25 protein-coding genes and 1 other annotated feature are annotated in these 21,566 nt (G+C 36.1%); of the genes, 16 read left to right on the top strand and 9 right to left on the bottom strand.

What is annotated here, in order from left to right:
* The first annotated feature begins 9 nt into the window (after positions 1-9).
* A complete protein-coding gene (locus AAIE21_RS07905; protein WP_343266254.1) occupies positions 10-171 on the top strand; it encodes a hypothetical protein in 162 nt (53 codons plus the stop codon).
* Here the strand turns inward: AAIE21_RS07905 and AAIE21_RS07900 are convergent.
* Positions 168-1,076, bottom strand: a complete 909-nt coding sequence (locus AAIE21_RS07900) for an aminoglycoside phosphotransferase family protein (RefSeq protein WP_343266253.1) — start codon at positions 1,074-1,076, stop codon at positions 168-170. The two genes, AAIE21_RS07905 and AAIE21_RS07900, sit on opposite strands and share 4 nt — an antisense overlap.
* A 97-nt stretch (positions 1,077-1,173) precedes the next feature.
* Between AAIE21_RS07900 and AAIE21_RS07895 the strand changes: the two genes are divergently transcribed.
* Positions 1,174-1,692, top strand: coding sequence for a biotin transporter BioY (locus tag AAIE21_RS07895; protein WP_481858662.1), 519 nt, complete (start codon positions 1,174-1,176; stop codon positions 1,690-1,692).
* 76 nt (positions 1,693-1,768) lie between these two features.
* Here AAIE21_RS07895 and AAIE21_RS07890 read toward each other — a convergent pair whose 3' ends face one another.
* The 3 genes from AAIE21_RS07890 to AAIE21_RS07880 form a co-directional block, all read right to left on the bottom strand.
* Complete coding sequence (locus tag AAIE21_RS07890; protein WP_098337633.1) at positions 1,769-1,918, bottom strand: hypothetical protein; 150 nt, start codon at positions 1,916-1,918, stop codon at positions 1,769-1,771.
* A 15-nt stretch (positions 1,919-1,933) separates the two neighbouring features.
* Positions 1,934-2,107 carry a 2-isopropylmalate synthase gene (locus AAIE21_RS07885; RefSeq protein WP_343266251.1) on the bottom strand — a complete coding sequence of 58 codons (174 nt, stop codon included), beginning with the start codon at positions 2,105-2,107 and terminating at the stop codon, positions 1,934-1,936.
* A 74-nt stretch (positions 2,108-2,181) separates the two neighbouring features.
* A complete protein-coding gene (locus AAIE21_RS07880) occupies positions 2,182-3,540 on the bottom strand; it encodes an MATE family efflux transporter (RefSeq protein ID WP_343266250.1) in 1,359 nt (452 codons plus the stop codon).
* Positions 3,541-3,721: 181 nt separating this feature from the next.
* On the opposite strand from AAIE21_RS07880, the gene uppP reads away from it, so the two are divergent.
* On the top strand, positions 3,722-4,516 hold the full coding sequence (gene uppP, locus AAIE21_RS07875) for a bacitracin resistance undecaprenyl-diphosphatase (RefSeq protein ID WP_343266249.1): 795 nt from the start codon (positions 3,722-3,724) through the stop codon (positions 4,514-4,516).
* A gap of 24 nt (positions 4,517-4,540) precedes the next feature.
* Here uppP and AAIE21_RS07870 read toward each other — a convergent pair whose 3' ends face one another.
* Together AAIE21_RS07870 and AAIE21_RS07865 are read right to left on the bottom strand one after the other, a co-directional pair.
* On the bottom strand, positions 4,541-5,128 hold the full coding sequence (locus tag AAIE21_RS07870; protein ID WP_343266248.1) for a thioredoxin family protein: 588 nt from the start codon (positions 5,126-5,128) through the stop codon (positions 4,541-4,543).
* A 33-nt stretch (positions 5,129-5,161) separates the two neighbouring features.
* Entirely contained in the window at positions 5,162-5,605 is a 444-nt protein-coding gene (locus AAIE21_RS07865; protein ID WP_343266247.1) for a YrvL family regulatory protein, read from the bottom strand.
* A 377-nt stretch (positions 5,606-5,982) separates the two neighbouring features.
* Between AAIE21_RS07865 and AAIE21_RS07860 the strand changes: the two genes are divergently transcribed.
* The 3 genes from AAIE21_RS07860 (at position 5,983) to AAIE21_RS07850 (ending at position 9,237) form a co-directional block, all read left to right on the top strand.
* Positions 5,983-6,402 (top strand): MarR family winged helix-turn-helix transcriptional regulator, encoded by a 420-nt coding sequence (locus tag AAIE21_RS07860; protein WP_343266246.1) that lies wholly within the window; start codon positions 5,983-5,985, stop codon positions 6,400-6,402.
* Between the two features lie 277 nt (positions 6,403-6,679).
* The gene (locus AAIE21_RS07855; RefSeq protein ID WP_000184937.1) at positions 6,680-6,835 is read left to right on the top strand and encodes a hypothetical protein; all 156 of its coding nucleotides are present in this window, start codon (positions 6,680-6,682) and stop codon (positions 6,833-6,835) included.
* Positions 6,836-7,893: 1,058 nt separating this feature from the next.
* Positions 7,894-9,237, top strand: coding sequence for a TrkH family potassium uptake protein (locus AAIE21_RS07850; RefSeq protein ID WP_343266245.1), 1,344 nt, complete (start codon positions 7,894-7,896; stop codon positions 9,235-9,237).
* Positions 9,238-9,270: 33 nt separating this feature from the next.
* On the opposite strand, the gene AAIE21_RS07845 is transcribed toward AAIE21_RS07850, so the two are convergent.
* A complete protein-coding gene (locus AAIE21_RS07845) occupies positions 9,271-9,633 on the bottom strand; it encodes an imidazole glycerol phosphate synthase (protein ID WP_343266244.1) in 363 nt (120 codons plus the stop codon).
* Positions 9,634-10,051: 418 nt separating this feature from the next.
* Here AAIE21_RS07845 and ytfJ point away from each other — a divergent pair, with 418 nt between their 5' ends.
* Both ytfJ and AAIE21_RS07835 read left to right on the top strand, forming a co-directional pair.
* Positions 10,052-10,453, top strand: coding sequence for a GerW family sporulation protein (gene ytfJ / locus AAIE21_RS07840; protein WP_174099524.1), 402 nt, complete (start codon positions 10,052-10,054; stop codon positions 10,451-10,453).
* Positions 10,454-10,568: 115 nt separating this feature from the next.
* Positions 10,569-10,658, top strand: coding sequence for a hypothetical protein (locus AAIE21_RS07835; protein WP_017152626.1), 90 nt, complete (start codon positions 10,569-10,571; stop codon positions 10,656-10,658).
* Between the two features lie 382 nt (positions 10,659-11,040).
* Here AAIE21_RS07835 and AAIE21_RS07830 read toward each other — a convergent pair whose 3' ends face one another.
* Together AAIE21_RS07830 and AAIE21_RS07825 are read right to left on the bottom strand one after the other, a co-directional pair.
* Complete coding sequence (locus AAIE21_RS07830) at positions 11,041-11,280, bottom strand: YkuS family protein (protein ID WP_343266242.1); 240 nt, start codon at positions 11,278-11,280, stop codon at positions 11,041-11,043.
* Positions 11,281-11,390: 110 nt separating this feature from the next.
* Entirely contained in the window at positions 11,391-11,630 is a 240-nt protein-coding gene (locus AAIE21_RS07825) for a DUF3911 family protein (RefSeq protein WP_343266241.1), read from the bottom strand.
* 414 nt (positions 11,631-12,044) lie between these two features.
* Between AAIE21_RS07825 and ilvE the strand changes: the two genes are divergently transcribed.
* The 8 genes from ilvE (at position 12,045) to leuD (ending at position 21,147) form a co-directional block, all read left to right on the top strand.
* Positions 12,045-12,941 (top strand): branched-chain-amino-acid transaminase, encoded by an 897-nt coding sequence (gene ilvE, locus AAIE21_RS07820; protein ID WP_343266240.1) that lies wholly within the window; start codon positions 12,045-12,047, stop codon positions 12,939-12,941.
* 24 nt (positions 12,942-12,965) lie between these two features.
* Positions 12,966-13,195: a binding site (T-box leader), on the top strand.
* Positions 13,196-13,267: 72 nt separating this feature from the next.
* Positions 13,268-14,968: an acetolactate synthase large subunit gene (ilvB, locus tag AAIE21_RS07815; RefSeq protein ID WP_343266239.1), complete on the top strand. Its 1,701-nt coding sequence runs from the start codon at positions 13,268-13,270 to the stop codon at positions 14,966-14,968.
* Positions 14,965-15,477 (top strand): acetolactate synthase small subunit, encoded by a 513-nt coding sequence (gene ilvN, locus AAIE21_RS07810; protein ID WP_016113993.1) that lies wholly within the window; start codon positions 14,965-14,967, stop codon positions 15,475-15,477. Before ilvB ends, ilvN begins: the two co-directional genes overlap by 4 nt.
* A 26-nt stretch (positions 15,478-15,503) precedes the next feature.
* Positions 15,504-16,514, top strand: a complete 1,011-nt coding sequence (ilvC, locus tag AAIE21_RS07805) for a ketol-acid reductoisomerase (RefSeq protein ID WP_343266238.1) — start codon at positions 15,504-15,506, stop codon at positions 16,512-16,514.
* A gap of 1 nt (position 16,515) precedes the next feature.
* Entirely contained in the window at positions 16,516-18,036 is a 1,521-nt protein-coding gene (locus AAIE21_RS07800; protein WP_343266237.1) for a 2-isopropylmalate synthase, read from the top strand.
* An 81-nt stretch (positions 18,037-18,117) separates the two neighbouring features.
* Complete coding sequence (leuB, locus tag AAIE21_RS07795; protein ID WP_343266236.1) at positions 18,118-19,182, top strand: 3-isopropylmalate dehydrogenase; 1,065 nt, start codon at positions 18,118-18,120, stop codon at positions 19,180-19,182.
* Entirely contained in the window at positions 19,182-20,576 is a 1,395-nt protein-coding gene (gene leuC, locus AAIE21_RS07790; RefSeq protein ID WP_343266235.1) for a 3-isopropylmalate dehydratase large subunit, read from the top strand. The genes leuB and leuC overlap by 1 nt, the downstream gene beginning before the upstream one ends.
* The gene (gene leuD / locus AAIE21_RS07785; protein WP_343266234.1) at positions 20,554-21,147 is read left to right on the top strand and encodes a 3-isopropylmalate dehydratase small subunit; all 594 of its coding nucleotides are present in this window, start codon (positions 20,554-20,556) and stop codon (positions 21,145-21,147) included. Before leuC ends, leuD begins: the two co-directional genes overlap by 23 nt.
* The last annotated feature ends 419 nt before the right edge of the window (positions 21,148-21,566 follow it).

Here is a 21,566-nt window from a genome sequence, read left to right as displayed (position 1 = left end):
GGTTAATCAATGGAAAATGAAGTAAAAGTGTTTCAATGGTTAAAAGAACAACAGGCTCCTTTCTCTATTCAATTACAAATTTTGCAGGCGTTTCAGATGTATAAATTAATTGTAGAAATGGATAAAAAATTAATGCTGTATGAGGAAATGGAGAATAGGGAAAGAAGTTAATTCGTTCCCTGAAGTATCGTTTGTAATTTTCTTCGATTCTTTTGTATCTCCTGTTCATTATTGGATTCAAAGCTATGAATAAGGTTATGAAGCAATGGGCTGTATTGATAAAATTGCATGACTTGTTTTAAGAAAGATGAATCATGATGAGGATTGAGGTTACAGTATTGTTTATATATGGAATCTGTAAATTCACTACCAAAATCGTTATATAATCCAGCGAAGTCAAAGGCAGGATCTCCAATTTGAGCATCACCAAAATCGATAATACCAGCAATACTTCTCTTCTCCTCATCAAATAAAATGTGATGACATGTAAAATCAGCGTGGATCATTGTTCTTTTGAAATCAGATGCATGCATATGTTCAAAAAAGCCCTCGAATAAATAATCAAAAGCTTTTCTTTCTAGTGATGTAAGTGTGAGAGCAAGATAATCATGTAATTTCGTTTGAATTTCTTGCCAATATGAGATAGGCTTCTCAGAAGTAAACTCCCATTTTACAGCATCTTCTATTGGGATGGTATGTAAAGAAGCAAGAAAAGTAGCAATCTGTATGATAACTGTTTCACGCTCTTGTAAGGTTAACCTTTCTATTACTTTTGCAGTTAATGGTTTTCCATGAATGAGTTTATAGTAACTGCAAAATGGAATGGAATCTAATTCGTTTTTATATAAAATGTGGTATTTAGGAACTTCTACTTCTTGTAATGATTGGGAAAGTACTTCGCATAGTTTTTTTTCGCGAGGTATTCGCTCTGCACACTCGGGTTTACGTGGGAAGCGGAAGAGCCATTCATTATTAATAATAATCGCTACATTATCCCATCCATTCTCATTTTGTTCATAAGAGTGTATGGTGGTATTCGGTAGTGCTTGTTGTATATATTGCCTGTAAGAGTACATATGATTTTCCTCATTTCTCCTTTAGATAAGTTAGGTTAATTTTATAATAACAGAATTTTCTTTCTGTAAGATAAATGACTTAAAGAAAGGGTACATGATGCGAAATAAAAGCAAGAAAATAGTAATGATGATATTATTCGTGTGTATTTTGTTTTTAGGAATTTATAAAATGCAAGTCTTTGTGAAATTTAAGTCGAAAAGCGAGTATCAAATATCTGAAGAATTAAAGAGAAAAGAAATACAACAGCTCACTTTTGATGAAAAGAAAAGAATCGGAGAGTATCTGGTAACCGCTCAATTATCGGTCTTTGCTATTCATGATAAAGAAGAGATAAAAAGAATAGGTATGGAAATATTTTCAGGAGATTATACAGGGGATGGCTATGGAGAATTAATGAGAAATTATTATCCGAATCGTTTTCAAGATTTAAAATATAAATTTGTGAATAAAGAAATACGTGAAGAATCGGATGAAAACTTTATGTACGGTGCTACAGCTCATGTTTCAGGCATTGAGAATGGGAAAAGAAGTGAAATGGGAGTGAATTATAAAATAAAGGTTGTAAAAGAAAATCATACGTTTAAGATTGCGGAGCAGCGGCAATATGTAGAATAAAATGTCCCCAGAAGCTGGGGACATTTTCGTTTTTAACAGCATTCCAACAAAATCAAGCACTTGCAAGGAGGGGCATTTACAGATTCTCGTTTTGTTGTCCAATTTCTTTTTTTGCGATTTCTAAATTTCCTTGTTCTACTTGTTTATGCACATTTACAGAATCACCTGCATACCCTTTTTGTGTTTTTACAACTCTTTTAGAAAAGATTGAGGATTGTTTTTCCATATAATTCCCCTTTCATTAAAAGTAGATGAAAATAATGAGTACAAGTAATATTGCCCCGAAAATACTAATTCCAATTAAAAAGGAAGTGTTTTTATATTGAGGGGGCTTATGAATATCTTGTCTGTATCCAGGTGAGATTTCAGGAGCGAACTCCTCATCATAGGGCTGCCTTTTTTTCTTTTCATCCATAGATTTACACCTTTCTTTTTCATTATGTTACACGTTTAAAGAGGAACTATGCATGATGAAAAAAGCCACTATAATTAGTGACTTTCTTGCGATGTATATTTACGTTGTACTTGAAAGAGGCGAATAAGCAGAAAGGTAGCTCCAAATGCAAGTCCGATAATAAGACCGATCCAATAACCTTTCGCTGCCCAAGAAGTATAGGTTGCTAATATATAACCGAGCGGTAGACCGATGATCCAGTAGGCAATAAGTGTCATAATTAAGGCCATATTCACATCTTTATAACCGCGGAGTGCACCTTGCACTGGGGTAGCAATTGCATCAGAAATTTGAAATAAAATCGCAAAAATGAGAAACTCTTTTGCTAAATCATGAACAACAATATCTGTTGTATAAATAGATGCAATTTGATCGTCAAAGAAAAAGAGTAGGATAGAATATAATAAGGCAAAAGCAAGTGCCAAACCAATTCCGATAAAACTATATTGTTTTGCATTTGTATAACGACTTGCTCCAACTTCAAAACCAACTGCAATTGTCATAGCCATTGCTAAACTTAAAGGTGTCATATATAAAAGTGAAGCAAAGTTCATAGCTGCTTGATGTGCAGCGATTGTTGTCGTACTAAAGTTACTCATCATAAGTGTTACAGCGGCGAAAATGCTCGTTTCAAAAAAGATTGCAAATCCGATAGGTACCCCAAGTGCTAATAATTCTTTCCAACTTGAAATGGAAAGTCGGTATAGACGCCTGAATATGCCGAAAGATGCAAATGGTTCTTTTGTACGGATGATAATAATCGTAATAAGCAAAATGCACCAATATGTTGCGGTAGAAGCAATTGCTGCACCAACACCGCCTAGTTTTGGAAAGCCGAAATGCCCAAAAATAAATACGTAGTTTAAAATGACGTTAATAGGTAAGGAAAGCAGTGTAATAATCATTGTTGTACGCGTTTTTCCTAATGCATCAATAAAGCCACGTAATACAGTATAGACAAATAAAGGAATGATACCAATTGAAATAATACTCAAAAATTGAGAAGCGATATGTTCAACCTGCTCCTCTAAATGCATACCACTTAAAATTGGTGAAACGGCAAAGAAACCGATAAGAATAACAAGTAAACTAACTCCAATTGCTAAATATACGGCTTGTATGACGATATGAGGAACCTGCTCTTTTTGTTTTGAACCAACAAGTTGAGCAATAATAGGGGTAGTAGCCATTAAAATTCCTGTTAATCCAGTACTAACCGGAATCCATATACTTGTTCCAATTGCGACGCCAGCTAAATCAGCAGCACTTGCATGACCTGACATTGTCGTATCAAAAAAGCTCATTGCAAATAAAGACATTTGTGTTACAAAAATCGGAAAAAATAGTAAGACAAATTGTTTTGTTTTTTGTAAGAATGAATGGGTTTCTTTCATAAAATCTCCTTTCCATATAAAAATAAACTCTTATTATCATACAATTTAATCAAAAAATAGAAAAGAAATACGCGTATGCTTTTGTGAAATAGAGGAAAAAAAAGATGCACTTTGAAAATGGATAGGGTATTATGATAAAGTGTGAAAAAAGTACATATAAGGTATTAAGGAGGCACTATCAGTGGCTGATTGGTTAATTGGATTAATCATGGGTGCTGTTGAAGGGTTAACGGAGTTTTTACCGGTATCATCAACAGGGCATATGATCTTAACAGGGCATTTAATTGGATTTGAGGATGATAGAGCGAAAGTATTCGAAGTTGTCATTCAATTAGGATCTATTTTAGCGGTTGTCGTTGTGTTTTGGAAACGTTTGTGGTCATTAGTTGGAATTGGAAAAGTAACAGAAGGACCATCTTTAAATTTACTACATATCATTATTGGTATGATTCCAGCAGGAGTACTTGGGGTTTTATTTCATAGTACAATTAAAGAAGTTTTATTTGGACCAGGACCTGTTGTTATTAGTTTAATCGTTGGTGGTATTTTAATGATTGTTGCTGAGAAATTTTCAAGACCAAGTACAGCAAAAACATTGGACGAGATTACGTATAAACAAGCGTTCACAATTGGTATGTTCCAATGTTTAGCATTGTGGCCAGGATTTTCACGTTCTGGATCTACAATCAGCGGTGGATTACTAGCTCGTGTATCTCATACAGCAGCAGCTGAATATACATTTATTTTAGCGGTACCAATGATGGTCGCTGCGTCAGGTTTAGATTTAATTAAAAGCTGGGACGTATTAAGTTCAGCGGATATCACATTGTTTGCAACTGGATTTATTACAGCTTTCCTTGTAGCAATGCTTGCGATTGTTTCATTTTTAAAATTATTAGCTCGTGTAAAGTTAACACCATTTGCATATTATCGTTTTATTTTAGCTGCGGTGTTCTATTTCTTCATTATGCAATAAAAAAACTGCCATTCGGCAGTTTTTTTATTTTACTATTTTTTCAATCATACTTTCCATGACATGTTCCCAAAGTGAAGTGTCATCAGCTAATGTTGCACGGAAATTAGCATACATTTCTTTCTGTTTTTCTTCAAATTGTGGATCGTCTTTTTCAGGCAATGTAGCACGCATAGAAGTCACTAATTCTTGTACTTTTGGAGCACGTGGTCCCCAAACTGCTTGTTCTTTTCCATCTTTATCAATAAAAATAAAGATTGGAATGGCACGTGCTGTTCCATTCGTTAAATATTGATCCATTAATGCTAGGTTTTCATCACGGATAAGTAATCGCATATCAATATTAGAAACTTCACAAATTCGTTTCATGACAGGTACACATAAAAGAGCATCACCGCACCAATCAGCTGTTAGCACAATAACGCGCCATCCATCATGTTGACGCTCTTCTAAAACAGGGAGCAATTCGTTCGAAATTAAAAAGTTATTATAAATATGTAGTAATTCATATTGGTTTACAGTCATGTTATTTACGTATGTATCAAAGGACATACCTTTATCAGCCCATTGTTGTAATGTCATATGTAACACCTCTTTTGTATATTTTACTTTCATTGTATCAATTTTTATAGAGAAAAGCTTGTAATCTTATTTTTTCTTTTCATTATCATTCGGCCATAGTTTATCCAAAATAAAACAGAAAAGAACAATAAGTAGTTCAGCTCTATTTGAAATCGTAACACTTTCCATCCAATCATCTGCAGTATGAATAGCAAGCCAATCAATTGAAATCTCTATGAAAGAAATGAGTGAAAAAGCCATCCATTTTGGCATAAGCGTGAGCAGTGGCTTTAAAAGAACTTTGAAAAATAAAGTTAAGAAATTACTAATGCCACTGAGTATAAGAATTAAGAAAAAAAAGAGAAGTAGTGCAGTTCGTGATGTATATTCTACACCGATAATACGAAAAATGCCGATATATACAAAGAAAATGAATGCAAAAACAAAAATGATAAGAAGGGTAATACTACTAATAACAATTGTTTTATCTTTTCCGCTTAAATCCGAAAATTTTTCTTCATCTGGATTCATGATACACCTCTGAATGGTTCATTTTATATAATGGAAAATATTTCATAATATTATTGTAACATGAATATTTGATAAATAATTAAAGCAAAACAAAAAGGGTGCGACAAATCGCACCCTTTTTGTGGCTGATGTGAGTTTCAGCATGTTAGAAAAGCAACCTGTATCATTTATTTCCAAATAGATAATAAATGATACGTGCTCTAGTGAAGGGTGAGGATTTTTTCTAAATGTGTTTCGTTTTGGAAGCATATCTGTCAAGTAAGTGAATATGGTATGAGGGGTTTTGTGGGAAAAAAGATGACAAAATGTAAGATATAAGGTAATATAATTAATAAAGTTTTTATTTAACTATATGAAATAAAAAGGAGATGTAAATGGTGTCTCATAATCGTGAACAATTAATGGAGGATTTATCTGCAAATGTTTTTGCTATGTTTCGTTCATTGCGTAATGATATTGGAAAAATTTTTGGAGATTACATACCATGGAATGAGTTTCTTGTACTTCGTATATTAAATCGTAATGAAAAAGAGATGGTTTCTCGTGTAGCAAATGAACTGCATGTATCAAACAGTCATATTACAGCTGTTACAGAAAAGCTAATTAACAAAGGTTTTGTGACACGTTCCCGTTCTACATCTGATCGTCGTGTTGTATATTTAGAAATTACGGAACAAGGAAAAGAGTTAGTTGCGAAAATGGAATTTGCGAAAAAACAGTATTTACAAGAAAGGTTTTCAGCACTATCTGAAGAAGAGATGCATGTAATGATATCTATTTCAAAAAAACTTATATAGAGAGAAATCTTATGAACTGTGTTTAGTAAAAAAACTTCCCTGCTTTTTGGGAAGATTTTTTTATTTATCCCGCTATTTGCGGGCAGTAAGACAACTACTTCAAATTTCAGCATTAGGTGGAGTTGATTAAAGTTTCAATTTATATAAAATGAGTTAAAATTCCATGATTTTTAAAGAAGAGTCAAAATGAAAAAAGTATATTCCATTAAATTGAAGAATGTAATGTGTATGATTGAGATCGGAAAGACATACTACCAATATGAAAGGAGGAAGGAAGATGACAAATCGTAATGGTAGTCAAGGAAGTGGAAATCAAGGTTCACCAAAAACAGGGCAATTTCAACAAGAGTTTAGCTCTGAATTTGTAACTGGTAATGATAATAAAGGGAAAGAATACCGTTCAAAAAAAGGAAGTAAATCAAGAAAGGAGTGAATATATTCACTCCTTTTTTAATTTTTGTGAAATTGTATTCTATTTTTATTGTATTGTATTGAAAGAGTATATTGTTTGACTGGATTTTCTGAAATTATTCATATCAATATTTTAAATTATAGAATAGATGTATAGTGATAGGTATTCTATTATTCTTATTTGATAGCATATGGAAGAATAGGAATCATATTTTAAGATAAAAAATAGATCATCTTGTCAGTACAAGATGATCATGGAAGGGGACAATTTATGTCAATTTTAATTAGGGATGGAAAGCTGTTCGAGACACTGGGGAATGTCTCATTATTAGGGAGGAACAGCTTTGATAGTTCTAATATAAAAGATAGATGTGACCTCAATGTGAACTTGAAGTGAAAGATGTGGGGATTTTAAAAGTTTTACTCTTTTTGAATCATAGATGAAAGGTGAAAAATAGTTAGAGGCTTTATAGTCGAATGAATAGTTAGTGAATCGGTAAGAGAGCTATTATGGTGAATAAAAAATAGACCATCTTGTTAGTGCAAGATGGCCATGGAAGGGGACAATTTATGTCAATTTTAATTAGGGATGGAAAGCTGTTCGAGACACTGGGGAATGCCTCATTATTAGGGAGGAACAGCTTCGATAGTTCTAATATAAAAGATAGATGTGACTTCAATGTGAATTCGAAGTGAAAGGTAGGGGGATTTTTTAGATGAGCCTTACTTGATATTAACAAGTAGCAACATCTTCACTGTAAGATTCAGTAAAAGTAGAGGGAAATTGTGTATTAAAGCCTTTTAAGGAACGAGTTTCTATGAGGAAAATAAGAGCGAAATAATTTGCTGATCGTTGTTTAGAAGTATAGGAAAATAAAAGTTGAAATCTATAAAAAAAAGGATTATGCTCAACTATATTATGAGAGTATAAAGATTCATCTACGCGAATGAGTTCGATTTAAAAGCATGAGGAATTGAAAAAAGTTAGGTAAAAAAATTACTTTCCGTAAGATTTTGTCCATTCAAAACGAACGATTAGCATACGGATAGAGGTTTTACTTTATTAAGGGAGTTAGTGATATGGAAGCAACAACAAAAAAAGGGTTTTATAATCGTTTAATTCGACTAAACCCGCCTCAAATTTTAGCAATAGGCTTTTTTTGTTTAATTGTTGTAGGGGGACTATTATTAAAATTACCATTTGCGACAAAAGAATCAATTAGTTGGGTAGACGCTTTTTTTACAGCAACATCGGCAGCAACGGTAACAGGTTTAGGGGTTGTAGACACTGCTAGTACTTTTACAATGTTTGGTCAAATTATTATTATGTTGTTAATTCAAACAGGTGGTCTTGGATTAATGACAATTGCTATTTTAATTGTATGGGTATTAGGAAAGAAAATTGGATTACGCCACCGATTATTAATTGGAGAAGCGTTTAATCAAACGAATATAGGTGGGCTTGTAAAATTAGTAAAGCGTGTCTTTATTTTTTCTATTTGTATCGAATTAATAGGAGTTGTTTTTTTATCTATTCGATTTATTCCGGAATTTGGTTTCGGGAAGGGATTATATTATAGTATCTTTCATGTTATTGCAGCTTATAATAATGCCGGATTTGCCCTTTGGCCTGATAATTTAACACGTTATGTAGGGGATCCTATTATTAATATTGGGATTTGTTCTTTAATTGTTATAGGTGGTTTAGGTTTTACGGTATTAATTGATATATGGTATAGCCGTAGTTTTCAGAAACTATCACTTCATTCGAAAATTATGATTATTGGAACAGTAGCTCTTAATGTTATTGCAATCATTGTGATTTTTATATTGGAGTATAACAACGTGAAAACATTAGGACCTTTATCTTTAAGTGAAAAATTATGGGCTTCATTCTTCCAAGGAATTACCCCAAGGACGGCAGGATTTAATACGGTTGATTATGGAGGAATGGAAGAATCGTCAATATTGTTTACGATGATTTTAATGTTTATTGGTGCAGGCAGTGTTTCAACAGGTGGGGGAATTAAGTTAACGACATTTGTTATTTTAATTACATCGGTTGTAGCCTTTTTTAGAAAAAAAGAAGACTTTGTTTTATTCCGTCGTAACATTAAAATGTCTACGGTAACAAGAGCTTTGGCAATTGCTGTTGCTAGCCAAATCCTTATTTTTGTAGCAGTATTTTTGCTTATGCTAACAGATAATTTCAGTTTTGTTCAATTGTTGTTTGAAACGATTTCTGCATTTGGTACAGTTGGATTATCAATGGGAATTACAGCGAAGTTATCAGCCGTTGGAAAATGTATCATTATGTTTGTTATGTTTTGCGGGTTAATTGGTCCATTAACACTTGTATTTTCCCTAGCGCGGCCAGCAAAGCAAAAAATTCGATATCCATCAGAAGATGTTTTCACAGGATAAGGTATCTCGCAAAGCGCGAGATACCTTTTTTCTTTAAAAAAGTGAGAACAATAAACCGATGATTGCAGCGCGGAATAAAAGAGCAACAAGTGCAGCAATGCCGCCAACAATCGCAGCGATACCACCAGTTACAGTAGCTCCGCGATTATAAGCATAAATGCCAAGTAAAACGGAAACAAGCCCAAAAAGTGTAGGGAATGTAAAGAGAGATAATATAGCGAGAGCAAGTGCAATAAAACCAGCAGTTGAACCAGCTGTTTTTGATTTCACGTCATCTCTATCATTATAGTTGATACGCTGAGGAGCAACCTCTGCTGCGTATTCTTCTTTATAATCCCCTTCTTCAGTTCTATGTTGTTCGTTAAATTTATCAGTCAAAATAATGTCTCCTTTCATAACAAGGTTCATTAGTAGTATGTATATCTTTCTCTTTTTTATCCGGCAAGAAATAGACCGTCATAACATCAATGTATATAAATACAAATTAAAAACCAACATAGAATTTTTCTTTTTAGGCGGGAGAGAGCATCGGCTATGCATAGAAGCGGTCAGCCCTCTTTCCTGTCCCATGCCAACCTAAAAACAGAGAGAAAATGAGTGTAAGTCATTTTTTCTCTTCGTAGTCGACTTATATATTGAAAAATCAAAGTGGAGATATATCAGGATGGGGTGAAGGGGATTTATATTGGTTTTAGATTGTAGGCTGAAAAAGTTGATAATAGACTGTTGTTTTTATGAATTGTAAAACTTGGTATGAGTTCCTCTATTTTGGAAAATATAAAAAAGAATTAAGAGGAAAAAGGTGGTTTAAATGATGGAACATCCAATTGAAAACTTAATGAAAACTGCAATGACAAATTTAAAAGAGATGGTTGATGTGAATACAATTGTCGGAAGTCCTGTTTCAACAGCGGACGGAAATGTTGTTTTAACTGTCTCAAAAGTTGCCTTTGGTTTTGGCGCAGGGGGAAGTGATTTTAAAGGGGAAACATCGTTAGGAAAAAGTTCGGCAGGACAAGGACAACCAAAAGAGGTGAAGCAAGTACATCCATTTGGAGGCGGAAGTGGTGCAGGGGTTTCAATCGACCCGGTTGCGTTTTTAGTGGTAGGATCTGGCGGTGTACAAGTGTTACATTTACATAGTGGTACACACTTGATTGAAAAAGCTTTGAATACAGTTCCAAGTACTGTAGATAAGTTTGTAAACGGTCGTTAAAAAGTTAACTTGCATTTTTTAGGAATTATGATATATTAGAAAAAGTGTGTTTAAGGACGATAAATATAACTGAAAAGTAAATATATATGATTGATGAAATAAGGGAGAGGTAGTTATGATTAACATCAAGGATTTTACTGTCGGCTTATGTATGTTAGTAAGCGGATTTGTTGTTTATGTAGTAAAAGAAAAAGCGCCATTCTAAAACAGACAGATCATGATGTCTGTTTTTGTTTTGTTAAAATAAACATTGACGAATTGGTTGTTAAATGTTAAAATTACATTTCGTGTCTCGGTCGCATCTAGTATATATTGGATATTTCTTATAAATGTAACATGAAAAGTTTGCGAAAGATCGGGTAATTTTATCAACAACTTTTGTGAACGAACCCTAAAAGTTACATTTATAAGCTTATACACATACTAGTGTATCAAGGAACGGTCAGAGGAACCGTGTTGATGAGAGAGAGGTAGGGCTTTCATCCAGTATATGTTACTTTCCCGTTAGGTGAATATAAAAAAGAGAAGTCTCCTTTTTCATAAGGAGACTTCTCTTTTTGTATAAGGTACATACAATAGACACGCAATTATAGTCTACTTTCAACTTGTTGACAAATTTCATCCGTTGTTAAGCCGCTTGCTTTAATTACAGAACCTTTCATAGCTGCATTACTAATTCCCATTACATTAGAATCTTGCCCAGTTACGACGCAACAATCGCATCCTTGCACGTCGTTTTCAGAGCGTAGTGAAATTACTTCATATCCTTTTTGTTGCAGTGCCTGTTGAACATCTGTTAAAGAATTTTCAACACCGATTTTCGCCATGATTTTCACCCCCTACCATCTAGTAATATGCTCAAATTTTTAACGGATATTTATATACTTGAGAAAAAGATGGTGAGAGGATGTAAATCCAGGATAGGAGTGTTGACTTATTAATCGTTATATACACCAGTTAGCATTTGACTTACAAATTGATCGTTTAATTGATCTTGGGAAGAATCATCATTTGATTGAATGTCAATTGAAGCAGTGAAATTGTTATTCTGTTCTTCATTTGGATGCACCTCTACGTAATTGTTAAATTTACACAATCCTTTCGTATCCATTAAATCAAATAGTTGTAACATTTCTACTACCTCTTGTCTCGTTCCTTTAATTTGTACACACGCCATATTATTTTCCTCCTTCATTTGACAATTTGTTTTTTAAAAATAGGATTATGAAAGTTACATGAAAAATATGATTGTTATTTTTATACAATTTTTATTTTGCTTTTTTCCCCCTTTTCAATCAAAAGTCGTTTTTATTCTCGAATATACGAAATCGGACGTTCGTTTATTGAATACAATAGATTCGCATCATTTGACAAAAATCCTTCTTCTAAACAAATATTTTTTAGGATGAAAAATGGCGAAAAAAATTTTTTGACATTTTGTAAACGTTAACAATGTTGGTAAATCAATATAAACAAGGATGTACATAAATTTTAAAATTATAAATTTTCAAAAAATTAACTTGATTTATTTAAAAAGGAGAGTAAACTAGGAAACAATAAAAAATTCACAGAACATAGGAGGCGCTTTTAAGTGAATGAGCAATGGATTTTCTTAAATGGAGAATTTGTTCCAAAAGACGAAGCAAAAGTTTCAGTATATGATCATGGTTATTTATATGGTGATGGGGTGTTTGAAGGAATTCGTGTCTACAGTGGCAATGTCTTCAGACTTAAAGAACATCTTATTCGTTTATACGAGTCAGCAAAATCCATTATGTTAGAAATTCCATATACGTTAGAAGAAGTAACAAGTATTGTTGTTGAGACAATTCGTCAAAATAAGCTATCTAACGGATACATTCGTTTAGTTGTATCACGAGGTGCTGGGAATCTTGGGTTAGACCCTGATTCTTGTTCGAAACCGAATGTAGTTGTAATTGCGGAACAGTTATCCTTATTTCCGCCAGAATATTATGAAAAGGGGATACCGGTTGTGACAGTTGCGACGCGTCGTAATCGTCCGGACGTATTAACACCACAAGTAAAGTCTTTGAACTATTTAAATAATATTTTAGTTCGAATTGAAGCAAAGCTTGCTGGTGTGCAAGAAGCACTTATGTTAAATGAGCAAGGTTATGTTGCAGAAGGATCTGGTGATAATGTGTTCATTGTAAAAGGAAATAAATTAATTACACCACCAAGTTCTGCAGGGGCGTTAGAAGGTATTACAAGAAACGCTATTTTGGAAATTGGAGAAAAGCTTGGGTATGACGTAAGAGAAGCATTATTTACAAGACACGATGTATATGTAGCTGATGAAGTGTTTTTAACAGGAACTGCAGCTGAAGTGATTGCAGTTACGACAGTTGATGGAAGAACGATTGGGGCTGGAAAAACAGGTCCACATACCAATCGCTTATTGGAAGAGTTTCGTAAATTAGTTGTCGAAGATGGAGAGAAGATTTACGAAGAAAATAAAGTTGGATGATAGAAGTGTAATAAATTATAGATTTGTAAAGCGTTGATAGGGAGGAGTAGTTGATTGTGAAGCCTCACAGAGAGTCGGTGGTTGCTGGAAACCGATGGTTCACGTCGACGAACATCGCCCTTGAGTGCTAAGCTGAAGCGTTTGTCTAGGCTTAGACGGTAGCTCCGTTATTAGCTAGACTCATCCCCTGAGTCACTGAGGCAAGAAGTATTCTTGCAAAGAAGGGTGGTACCGCGAAATCTTTCGTCCCTTCAGCACATAGCTGGAGTGTGGACGTAGGATTTTTTTATTGTATAAAACAATTTTAAAGGAGGTTTGTAAGAGAAATGTCTTCAAAAACGGAAGAGAAAATGGCAACTGGTGCACAGCTGTTGTTAGAAGCGTTAGGAAAGGAAGAGGTAGAAGTTATATTTGGTTATCCGGGAGGTGCTGTTCTACCGCTCTATGATGCAATTTATGATTGTGAAATTCCTCATATTTTAACAAGACATGAACAAGGAGCGATTCATGCAGCAGAAGGATATGCGCGCGTTACAGGGAAACCAGGTGTTGTGATTGCGACAAGCGGTCCGGGTGCAACAAACGTGATTACTGGTCTTGCAGATGCAATGATTGATTCATTACCACTTGTTGTTTTCACAGGTCAAGTAGCTACAACGTTAATTGGAAGTGATGCTTTCCAGGAAGCGGACATTATGGGGCTCACGATGCCAGTAACTAAGCATAATTATCAAGTGCGCAGGGCATCGGATTTACCAAGAATTATTAAAGAGGCGTTTCATATTGCACAAACGGGCCGACCAGGACCAGTCGTTATTGATCTTCCTAAAAACATGGTAGTAGAAAAAGGAGAACGATGTAGTGACGTGCAAATGGATTTACCAGGCTATCAACCACACTATGAGCCCAATCTATTGCAAATCAACAAATTATTACAAGCGATTGCTGTTGCAGAAAAGCCACTGATTTTAGCTGGAGCAGGTGTATTGCATGCAAAAGCCTCGCAAGAATTAATAGATTTTGCACGAATGCACTGTATACCTGTTGTGCATACACTTCTTGGACTAGGAGGATTTCCGCCAAATGATCCATTATTTCTAGGAATGGGGGGGATGCATGGTTCATATACAGCGAATATGGCGTTGTATGAGTGTGATTTACTTATAAATATTGGTGCAAGATTTGATGATCGTCTTACTGGGAACCTAGAGTACTTTGCCAAAGAGGCTACAGTCGCACATATTGATATTGATCCAGCAGAGATTGGAAAAAATGTTCCTACAGAAATTCCAATTGTAGCTAGTGCGAAACATGCTTTGGAGGCATTGCTCGAGTGTAAGGGGAGAAAAGAAAATCATAGTGCATGGTTATTACTTTTAAAAAGCAGAAAAGAACAATATCCATTTTTCTATGATCAAGATTCTAAAGAGATTAAACCCCAAGCAGCAATTGATATGCTGTATGAAATTACAAAAGGAAAAGCAATTGTTACAACAGATGTTGGTCAGCATCAAATGTGGGCTGCTCAATATTATCCGCTTAAAGACCCAGATAAATGGGTAACATCAGGTGGACTTGGCACAATGGGATTTGGTTTTCCAGCTGCTATTGGTGCACAAATTGCAAGACCGAAAGAATTAGTTGTAGCCGTTGTTGGTGATGCGGGCTTTCAAATGACATTACAAGAACTAAGTGTATTGAAAGAACATTCTTTACCGGTTAAAGTTTTGATTTTAAATAATGAAGCTTTAGGGATGGTAAGACAGTGGCAAGATGAATTTTATAATCAAAGATATTCTCACTCGTTGCTCTCTTGTCAACCTGATTTCGTAGCACTGGCCCATGCATATGGCATAAAAGGGGTGCGAATTGAAAATCCGTTACTCGCGAGGGATCAGTTGCAAGCGGCAATTGATTTGCAAGAGCCTGTTGTCATTGATTGCAGAGTACTACAGTCTGAAAAAGTTATGCCGATGGTTGCTCCTGGAAAAGGGGTTCACCAAATGGAAGGGGTGAAGGGACAGTGAAAAGAATTGTTACGGCGACAGTTCGAAATCAAAGCGGGGTTCTAAATCGAATTACAGGTGTTATGACCAGGAGGCATTTTAATATTGAAAGTATTTCTGTTGGACATACAGAATCGTCTGATATTTCACGAATGACATTTGTTGTTCATGTTGAAAACGAACAACAAGTGGAGCAGCTGATTAAGCAACTTCATAAACAAATCGATGTGTTAAAAGTGTCGGATATAACAGAAGAAGCGATGATTGCAAGGGAGCTCGCTCTTATTAAAGTGGCGACAACAAGTGTATCGAGGGCGGAATTATATAGTCTAATTGAACCGTTTCGAGCCGCTGTAATAGATGTTGGGAAGGATTCCATCGTCGTACAAGTAACGGGTACACAAGAAAAAGTAGAAGCTCTCATTGAGCTAATGCGCCCATATGGCTTAAAAGAAATTGCTAGAACAGGTGTTACTGCATTTACACGTAGTATGAAAAAGCAAGATAAACAAATTATGCTAATTCATTAATCATTTAAATATAGGAGGAAAAGAAAATGGCAAAAGTTTATTATGAGAAAGATGTAGCGGGAAATGTATTAAAGGGAAAGAAAATAGCAATTGTTGGATATGGATCACAAGGTCACGCTCATGCACAAAACTTACGTGATAACGGCTTTGATGTGGTAGTTGGATTAAGGTCAGGAAAGTCATGGGAAAAGGCGAAAGAAGATGGTTTTTCAGTATATCCAGTCGCGGAGGCAGCAAAGTTTGCTGATGTAGTAATGATTCTACTTCCAGATGAACTACAACCGGAAGTATATGAAGTAGAAATTGAACCGAATTTACAAGCTGGGAATTCATTAGTGTTTGCACATGGATTTAACGTTCATTTTAATCAAGTTACACCACCAGAAGATGTAGATGTATTTCTAGTAGCACCGAAAGGACCAGGACATTTAGTACGTCGTACATTTGCCGAGGGCGGGGCTGTTCCAGCGTTGTTTGCTGTATACCAAGACGCGACAGGAACAGCAACTGAAAAAGCATTATCCTATGCAGATGGAATTGGAGCAACAAGAGCTGGAGTATTAGAAACTACATTTAAAGAAGAAACAGAAACGGATCTATTTGGAGAACAAGCTGTACTTTGCGGAGGTGTTACTGCACTTGTAAAAGCAGGATTTGAAACATTAGTAGATGCTGGTTATCAGCCAGAACTTGCTTACTTTGAATGTTTACATGAACTGAAGCTTATTGTTGATCTTATGTATGAAGGTGGACTTGAAAATATGAGATATTCTGTTTCTGATACAGCGCAGTGGGGAGACTTTGTATCAGGACCGCGTGTGGTAACAGAGCATACGAAGAAAGCGATGGGTGAAGTGTTAAAAGAAATTCAAGATGGCACATTTGCAAGAGGATGGATTGCAGAGCATAAAGCAGGAAGACCACATTTCTATGCAACAAACGCACAAGAAAATGAACATCAAATTGAAGTTGTTGGACGTAAATTACGTGAAATGATGCCGTTTGTACAACCGAAAGTAGGAGCGGGGGTTAAATAATATGAAACAGATTTTGTTCATGGATACGACGCTTCGTGATGGCGAACAATCACCCGGAGTTAATTTAAATGAACAAGAAAAGGTACAGATTGCCAGGCAATTAGAAAAACTTGGAATCAACGTAATGGAAGCGGGGTTTGCAGCAGCTTCTGAAGGGGATTTTTGTTCAGTAAAACGTATTGCGGAAACGATTCAAAATGCTTCTGTAATGAGTCTAGCAAGGGCGAAGGAAAGTGATATTCAGAGAGCGTATGAAGCGGTAAAAGGTGCAGTATCGCCGAGGTTACACGTCTTTTTGGCAACGAGTGATATTCATATGAAATATAAGCTTTGTATGTCAAAAGAAGATGTACTAGATAGTATTCATCGCTCTGTAGCTTTAGGAAAATCTTTATTTCCGACAGTGCAATTTTCCGCAGAAGATGCAACAAGAACAGCTCATCCTTTTTTAGCAGAAGCTGTGGAAGTTGCGATTCGTGCTGGAGCGGATGTTGTTAATATTCCTGATACAGTTGGTTATACAAATCCAGAAGAATATTATTCTCTTTTTAAATACTTACAAGAATATGTTCCTTCTTATGAAAAAGCAATTTTTTCTTGCCATTGTCACGACGATCTTGGTATGGCAGTAGCGAATTCATTAGCGGCCATTGAAGGTGGGGCACTGCAAGTAGAGGGTACGATAAATGGAATTGGAGAGCGTGCAGGTAATGCTGCGTTAGAAGAAGTAGCAGTTGCTTTGCACATTAGAAAAGACTATTATGATGCCGAGTCTTCTATAACACTAAAAGAGATTAAGGCAACAAGTACATTAGTAAGTCGTTTAACAGGTATGATCGTTCCGAAAAATAAGGCGATTGTTGGAGCGAATGCATTTGCGCATGAATCGGGTATTCATCAAGATGGTGTATTAAAAGAAGTAACGACATATGAAATTATTGAACCAGAACTAGTTGGTGAAGCGCAAAATTTATTTGTACTTGGAAAGCATTCTGGTCGCCATGCGTTTACTGAAAAAATGAAGGAACTCGGTTATGAGTTTACAGAAGAAGAGCGAGATATAGCATTCAGTGCATTTAAGAGATTAGCAGATCGTAAAAAAGAGATTACAGAAGAAGATTTACGTGCATTAGTACTAGGAGAAACTGCATTTTTAGCGCAGCAGTATAACATTAAACAATTGCAGGTACATTTTGTATCGAATAGTACACAGTGTGCAACGGTTGCACTGGGAGATGAGGAAGGTAATGTATATGAAGATGCAGCGACAGGAGCAGGTAGTATTGAAGCGATTTATAATGCAATTCAAAGAATTTTAGAACTTGAGTGTGAGTTAGCTGATTATCGCATTCAATCCATTACACAAGGTCAGGATGCACTTGCTCATGTTCATGTTGAATTGAAAGAAGGAAAGCATCAAGTTTCAGGTTTTGGTGTTGCGCAAGATGTATTAGAAGCATCAGCTAGAGCTTATGTGCATGCAGCTGGAAAATTAAAGGCTTTGTTATTGATTGCAAAGTAATGTTTGATAAGTGGGGGAATACCCCCCACTTCACTTAAATGAATTCAGAATAATCAGTTAAATAAAAAGGGGTGCTGATCATTGGAAAAACGTATTGTTTGCTTAGCAGGTGACGGTGTTGGGCCAGAAATTATGGAGAGTGCCAAGGAAGTATTACGCATGATAGAACGGTTATACGGTCACCATTTTTATTTACAAGATGAACAATTTGGAGGGGCTGCGATTGACTCGTTTGGGCAACCATTACCGTCAAGGACACTAGCTGCATGTTTAGCAAGTGATGCAGTATTACTAGGTTCGGTTGGTGGACCGCGCTGGGACGAAGCGAAAGAAAGACCAGAAAAAGGGTTGCTTGCGCTTCGAAAAGGACTTGGTGTATTTGCTAATGTTCGTCCTGTTACTGTAGATGCAGCGACTGCCCATTTATCTCCATTGAAGGCGGCTGATGAGGTGGATTTTGTTGTCGTTCGTGAATTAACAGGCGGTATTTATTTCTCTTTTCCAAAAGAAAAAACAGAAGAGGTAGCAACAGATACGCTTACTTATCATCGTCATGAAATTGAGCGCATTGTTTCTTACGCTTTTCAATTGGCGAGTAAACGTCGTAAAAAAGTCACTTCTATTGATAAAGCGAATGTTTTAGAATCGAGTAAACTTTGGAGGGAAGTAACAGAAGAAGTAGCACTTCGCTATCCGAATGTTAAACTTGAACATATTTTAGTAGACGCAGCCGCGATGGAATTGATTCGTAACCCGGCCCGATTTGATGTCATTGTAACAGAGAATTTATTTGGCGATATTTTAAGTGATGAAGCATCTGTATTAGCGGGATCACTAGGGATGCTTCCTTCGGCAAGTCATGCGGAGAACGGACCTTCGCTATATGAACCAATCCATGGATCGGCACCAGATATTGCTGGGAAAAATAAAGTGAATCCAATTGCAATGATGCGTTCAGTTGCAATGATGCTCGGGCAATCATTTGACTTAAGAAGAGAAGGAGAAGCAATCGAAGAAGCAATTTCCGCAGTCCTTCGATCTGGTAAATGCACAGCTGATATAGGTGGAAATGAAACAACATCTTCTTTTACGAAGTGTGTACTGCAAGAAATGGAAGAACAAGCGTTAGTAGGGAGAGGGAGATAATGGCGAAAAGGTTACTAGATAAGCTGTGGGAAAGACACGTTGTCGCGACAAATGAAAATGGATTAGACCTATTGTATATCGATCTTCATCTCGTGCATGAAGTAACATCGCCGCAAGCCTTTGAAGGCTTGCGGCTTGCAAATCGGAATGTTCGGAGACCGGATTTAACATTTGCAACGATGGATCATAATATTCCAACAAAGGATGTTTGGAATATTACAGATCGTATTGCGAAGCAACAATTAGATACGCTTCGTGAAAATTGTAAGCAATTTGATATTCCGTTAGCGGATATTGATGATGAAAATCAAGGGATTGTCCATGTTATTGGTCCGGAGTTAGGACTAACGCAGCCGGGAAAGACCATTGTATGTGGCGATAGTCATACAGCAACACACGGAGCTTTTGGAGCGCTGGCGTTTGGGATTGGTACAAGTGAAGTCGAGCATGTATTAGCCACTCAAACATTATGGCAGAGAAAGCCAAAGGCAATGGGAATTGAATTAAAAGGGAAATTGCCAAAAGGGGTGTATGCAAAAGACATTATTTTACATCTTCTCGCTACATATGGGGTAGCATTTGGAACTGGATATGTGATGGAGTTTTACGGAGAAGCAATTGCAAATCTGGAAATGGAAGAGCGTATGACACTTTGTAATATGGCGATTGAAGGTGGGGCAAAAGCAGGGATTATTGCGCCAGATGAAAAAACATTTGCTTATGTAAAGGAGCGCGAGTATGCACCGGAAAAGTTCGACTCAGCAGTAGCGAATTGGAGGGGGCTCTATACTGAGCCAGATGCAATATACGATACTTGTATTTTAGTAGATGTTGCTAAACTAGCTCCATATGTAACGTGGGGAACAAATCCAAGTATGGGCATGCGTATCGATGAACAATTGCCAGAAACACGTGATAAAAATGATGAACGAGCTTTTGCATATATGGGGCTCCAGCCAGGGAAAAGTGCATTTGAAATTCCGGTTCAGCATGTATTTATTGGCTCTTGTACAAATTCTCGTTTATCAGATTTAGAAATTGCCGCAGCCGTTGTAAAAGGAAAAAAGGTAAAAGAAGGGGTGCAAGCTCTTGTTGTACCAGGATCTAAAAGAGTACGAAAAGCCGCGATGGAAAAAGGACTGCATCGTATATTTGAAGAAGCAGGATTCGAGTGGAGAGAGCCTGGGTGTTCTATGTGTCTCGGAATGAATCCAGATCAAGTGCCAGAAGGAGAACATTGTGCATCTACTTCCAATCGGAATTTTGAAGGACGACAAGGAAAGGGTGCGAGAACACATTTAGTTAGTCCTGCGATGGCAGCGGCAGCGGCACTTTATGGTCATTTCGTTGATGTGAGAAAGGAGAGTTATGATGGAGCCATTTCGTATTCATAAAGGGACTGTTGCTACATTAATGAACGATAACATTGATACAGATCAAATCATTCCAAAACAATATTTAAAGAGGATTGAACGCACGGGTTTTGGGGAATTTTTATTTGATGAGTGGCGTTATGAGGATAACAGGAAAGAGAATCCGGATTTTCCATTAAATTCACCTGAGCGAAAAGGAGCAAGTATACTTATTACAGGTGAAAATTTTGGCTGTGGTTCATCAAGAGAGCATGCGCCATGGGCACTTGCTGACTATGGATTTCGAGTTATTATTGCGGGGGGATTTGCAGATATTTTTTATATGAATTGTACGAAAAATGGCATGCTGCCAATCGTTATGGAAAAAGAAATGCGTGAAAAGCTAGCAGCTGTTGATCCAAGAGATGTCATAGAAGTTGATTTAGAGAATGAAGTGATTATAACCTCGCTATATCGTTTTCATTTTACAATTGAAACGATGTGGAAAGAAAAGCTATTAAGTGGCTTAGATGAAATTGGAATCACGCTTCAATATGAACGAAAAATTCAAGAATATGAACGAAAACTAGTTTGCTATACAAATTCAAATTAAAAAACACATAAACCACTTTTTTAGGTGGGAGAGAGAATCCGACCGTGCATAGAAGCGGTCAGATCCTCTTCCTGCCTCATGCTAAGTAAAAACAGAGAGAAGAAATGAGCGCAAGTCACCTTTTATTCGTCATAGCAGCAGCTTATATGTCGAAAAATCAAAATGATTTAATACATGTTTTAGTGAGCTGCAATTTTAAAAATGCATATAAAGTCCGAATTATATTTACATTCTGAATTTAATGTTATATACTATGTGAAAATAAGAGGAGAAAGGGAGTAATGGCAATGTTTACAGCACAATCTGTCACTTTACTAACACAATTACATCATCATACGTAACCCTTGAACCTAGCGTGAACAACGTGTAGGTACAAGGGTTATTCCCGTTGTACCTACACCCTAAAAAGGGCCTTGTAG

Source organism: Paenibacillus sp. 102 (assembly GCF_039549175.1).
Taxonomy (GTDB): Bacteria; Bacillota; Bacilli; order Bacillales; family Bacillaceae_G; genus Bacillus_A.
This window is presented reverse-complemented; position numbering and strand designations above follow the sequence as displayed.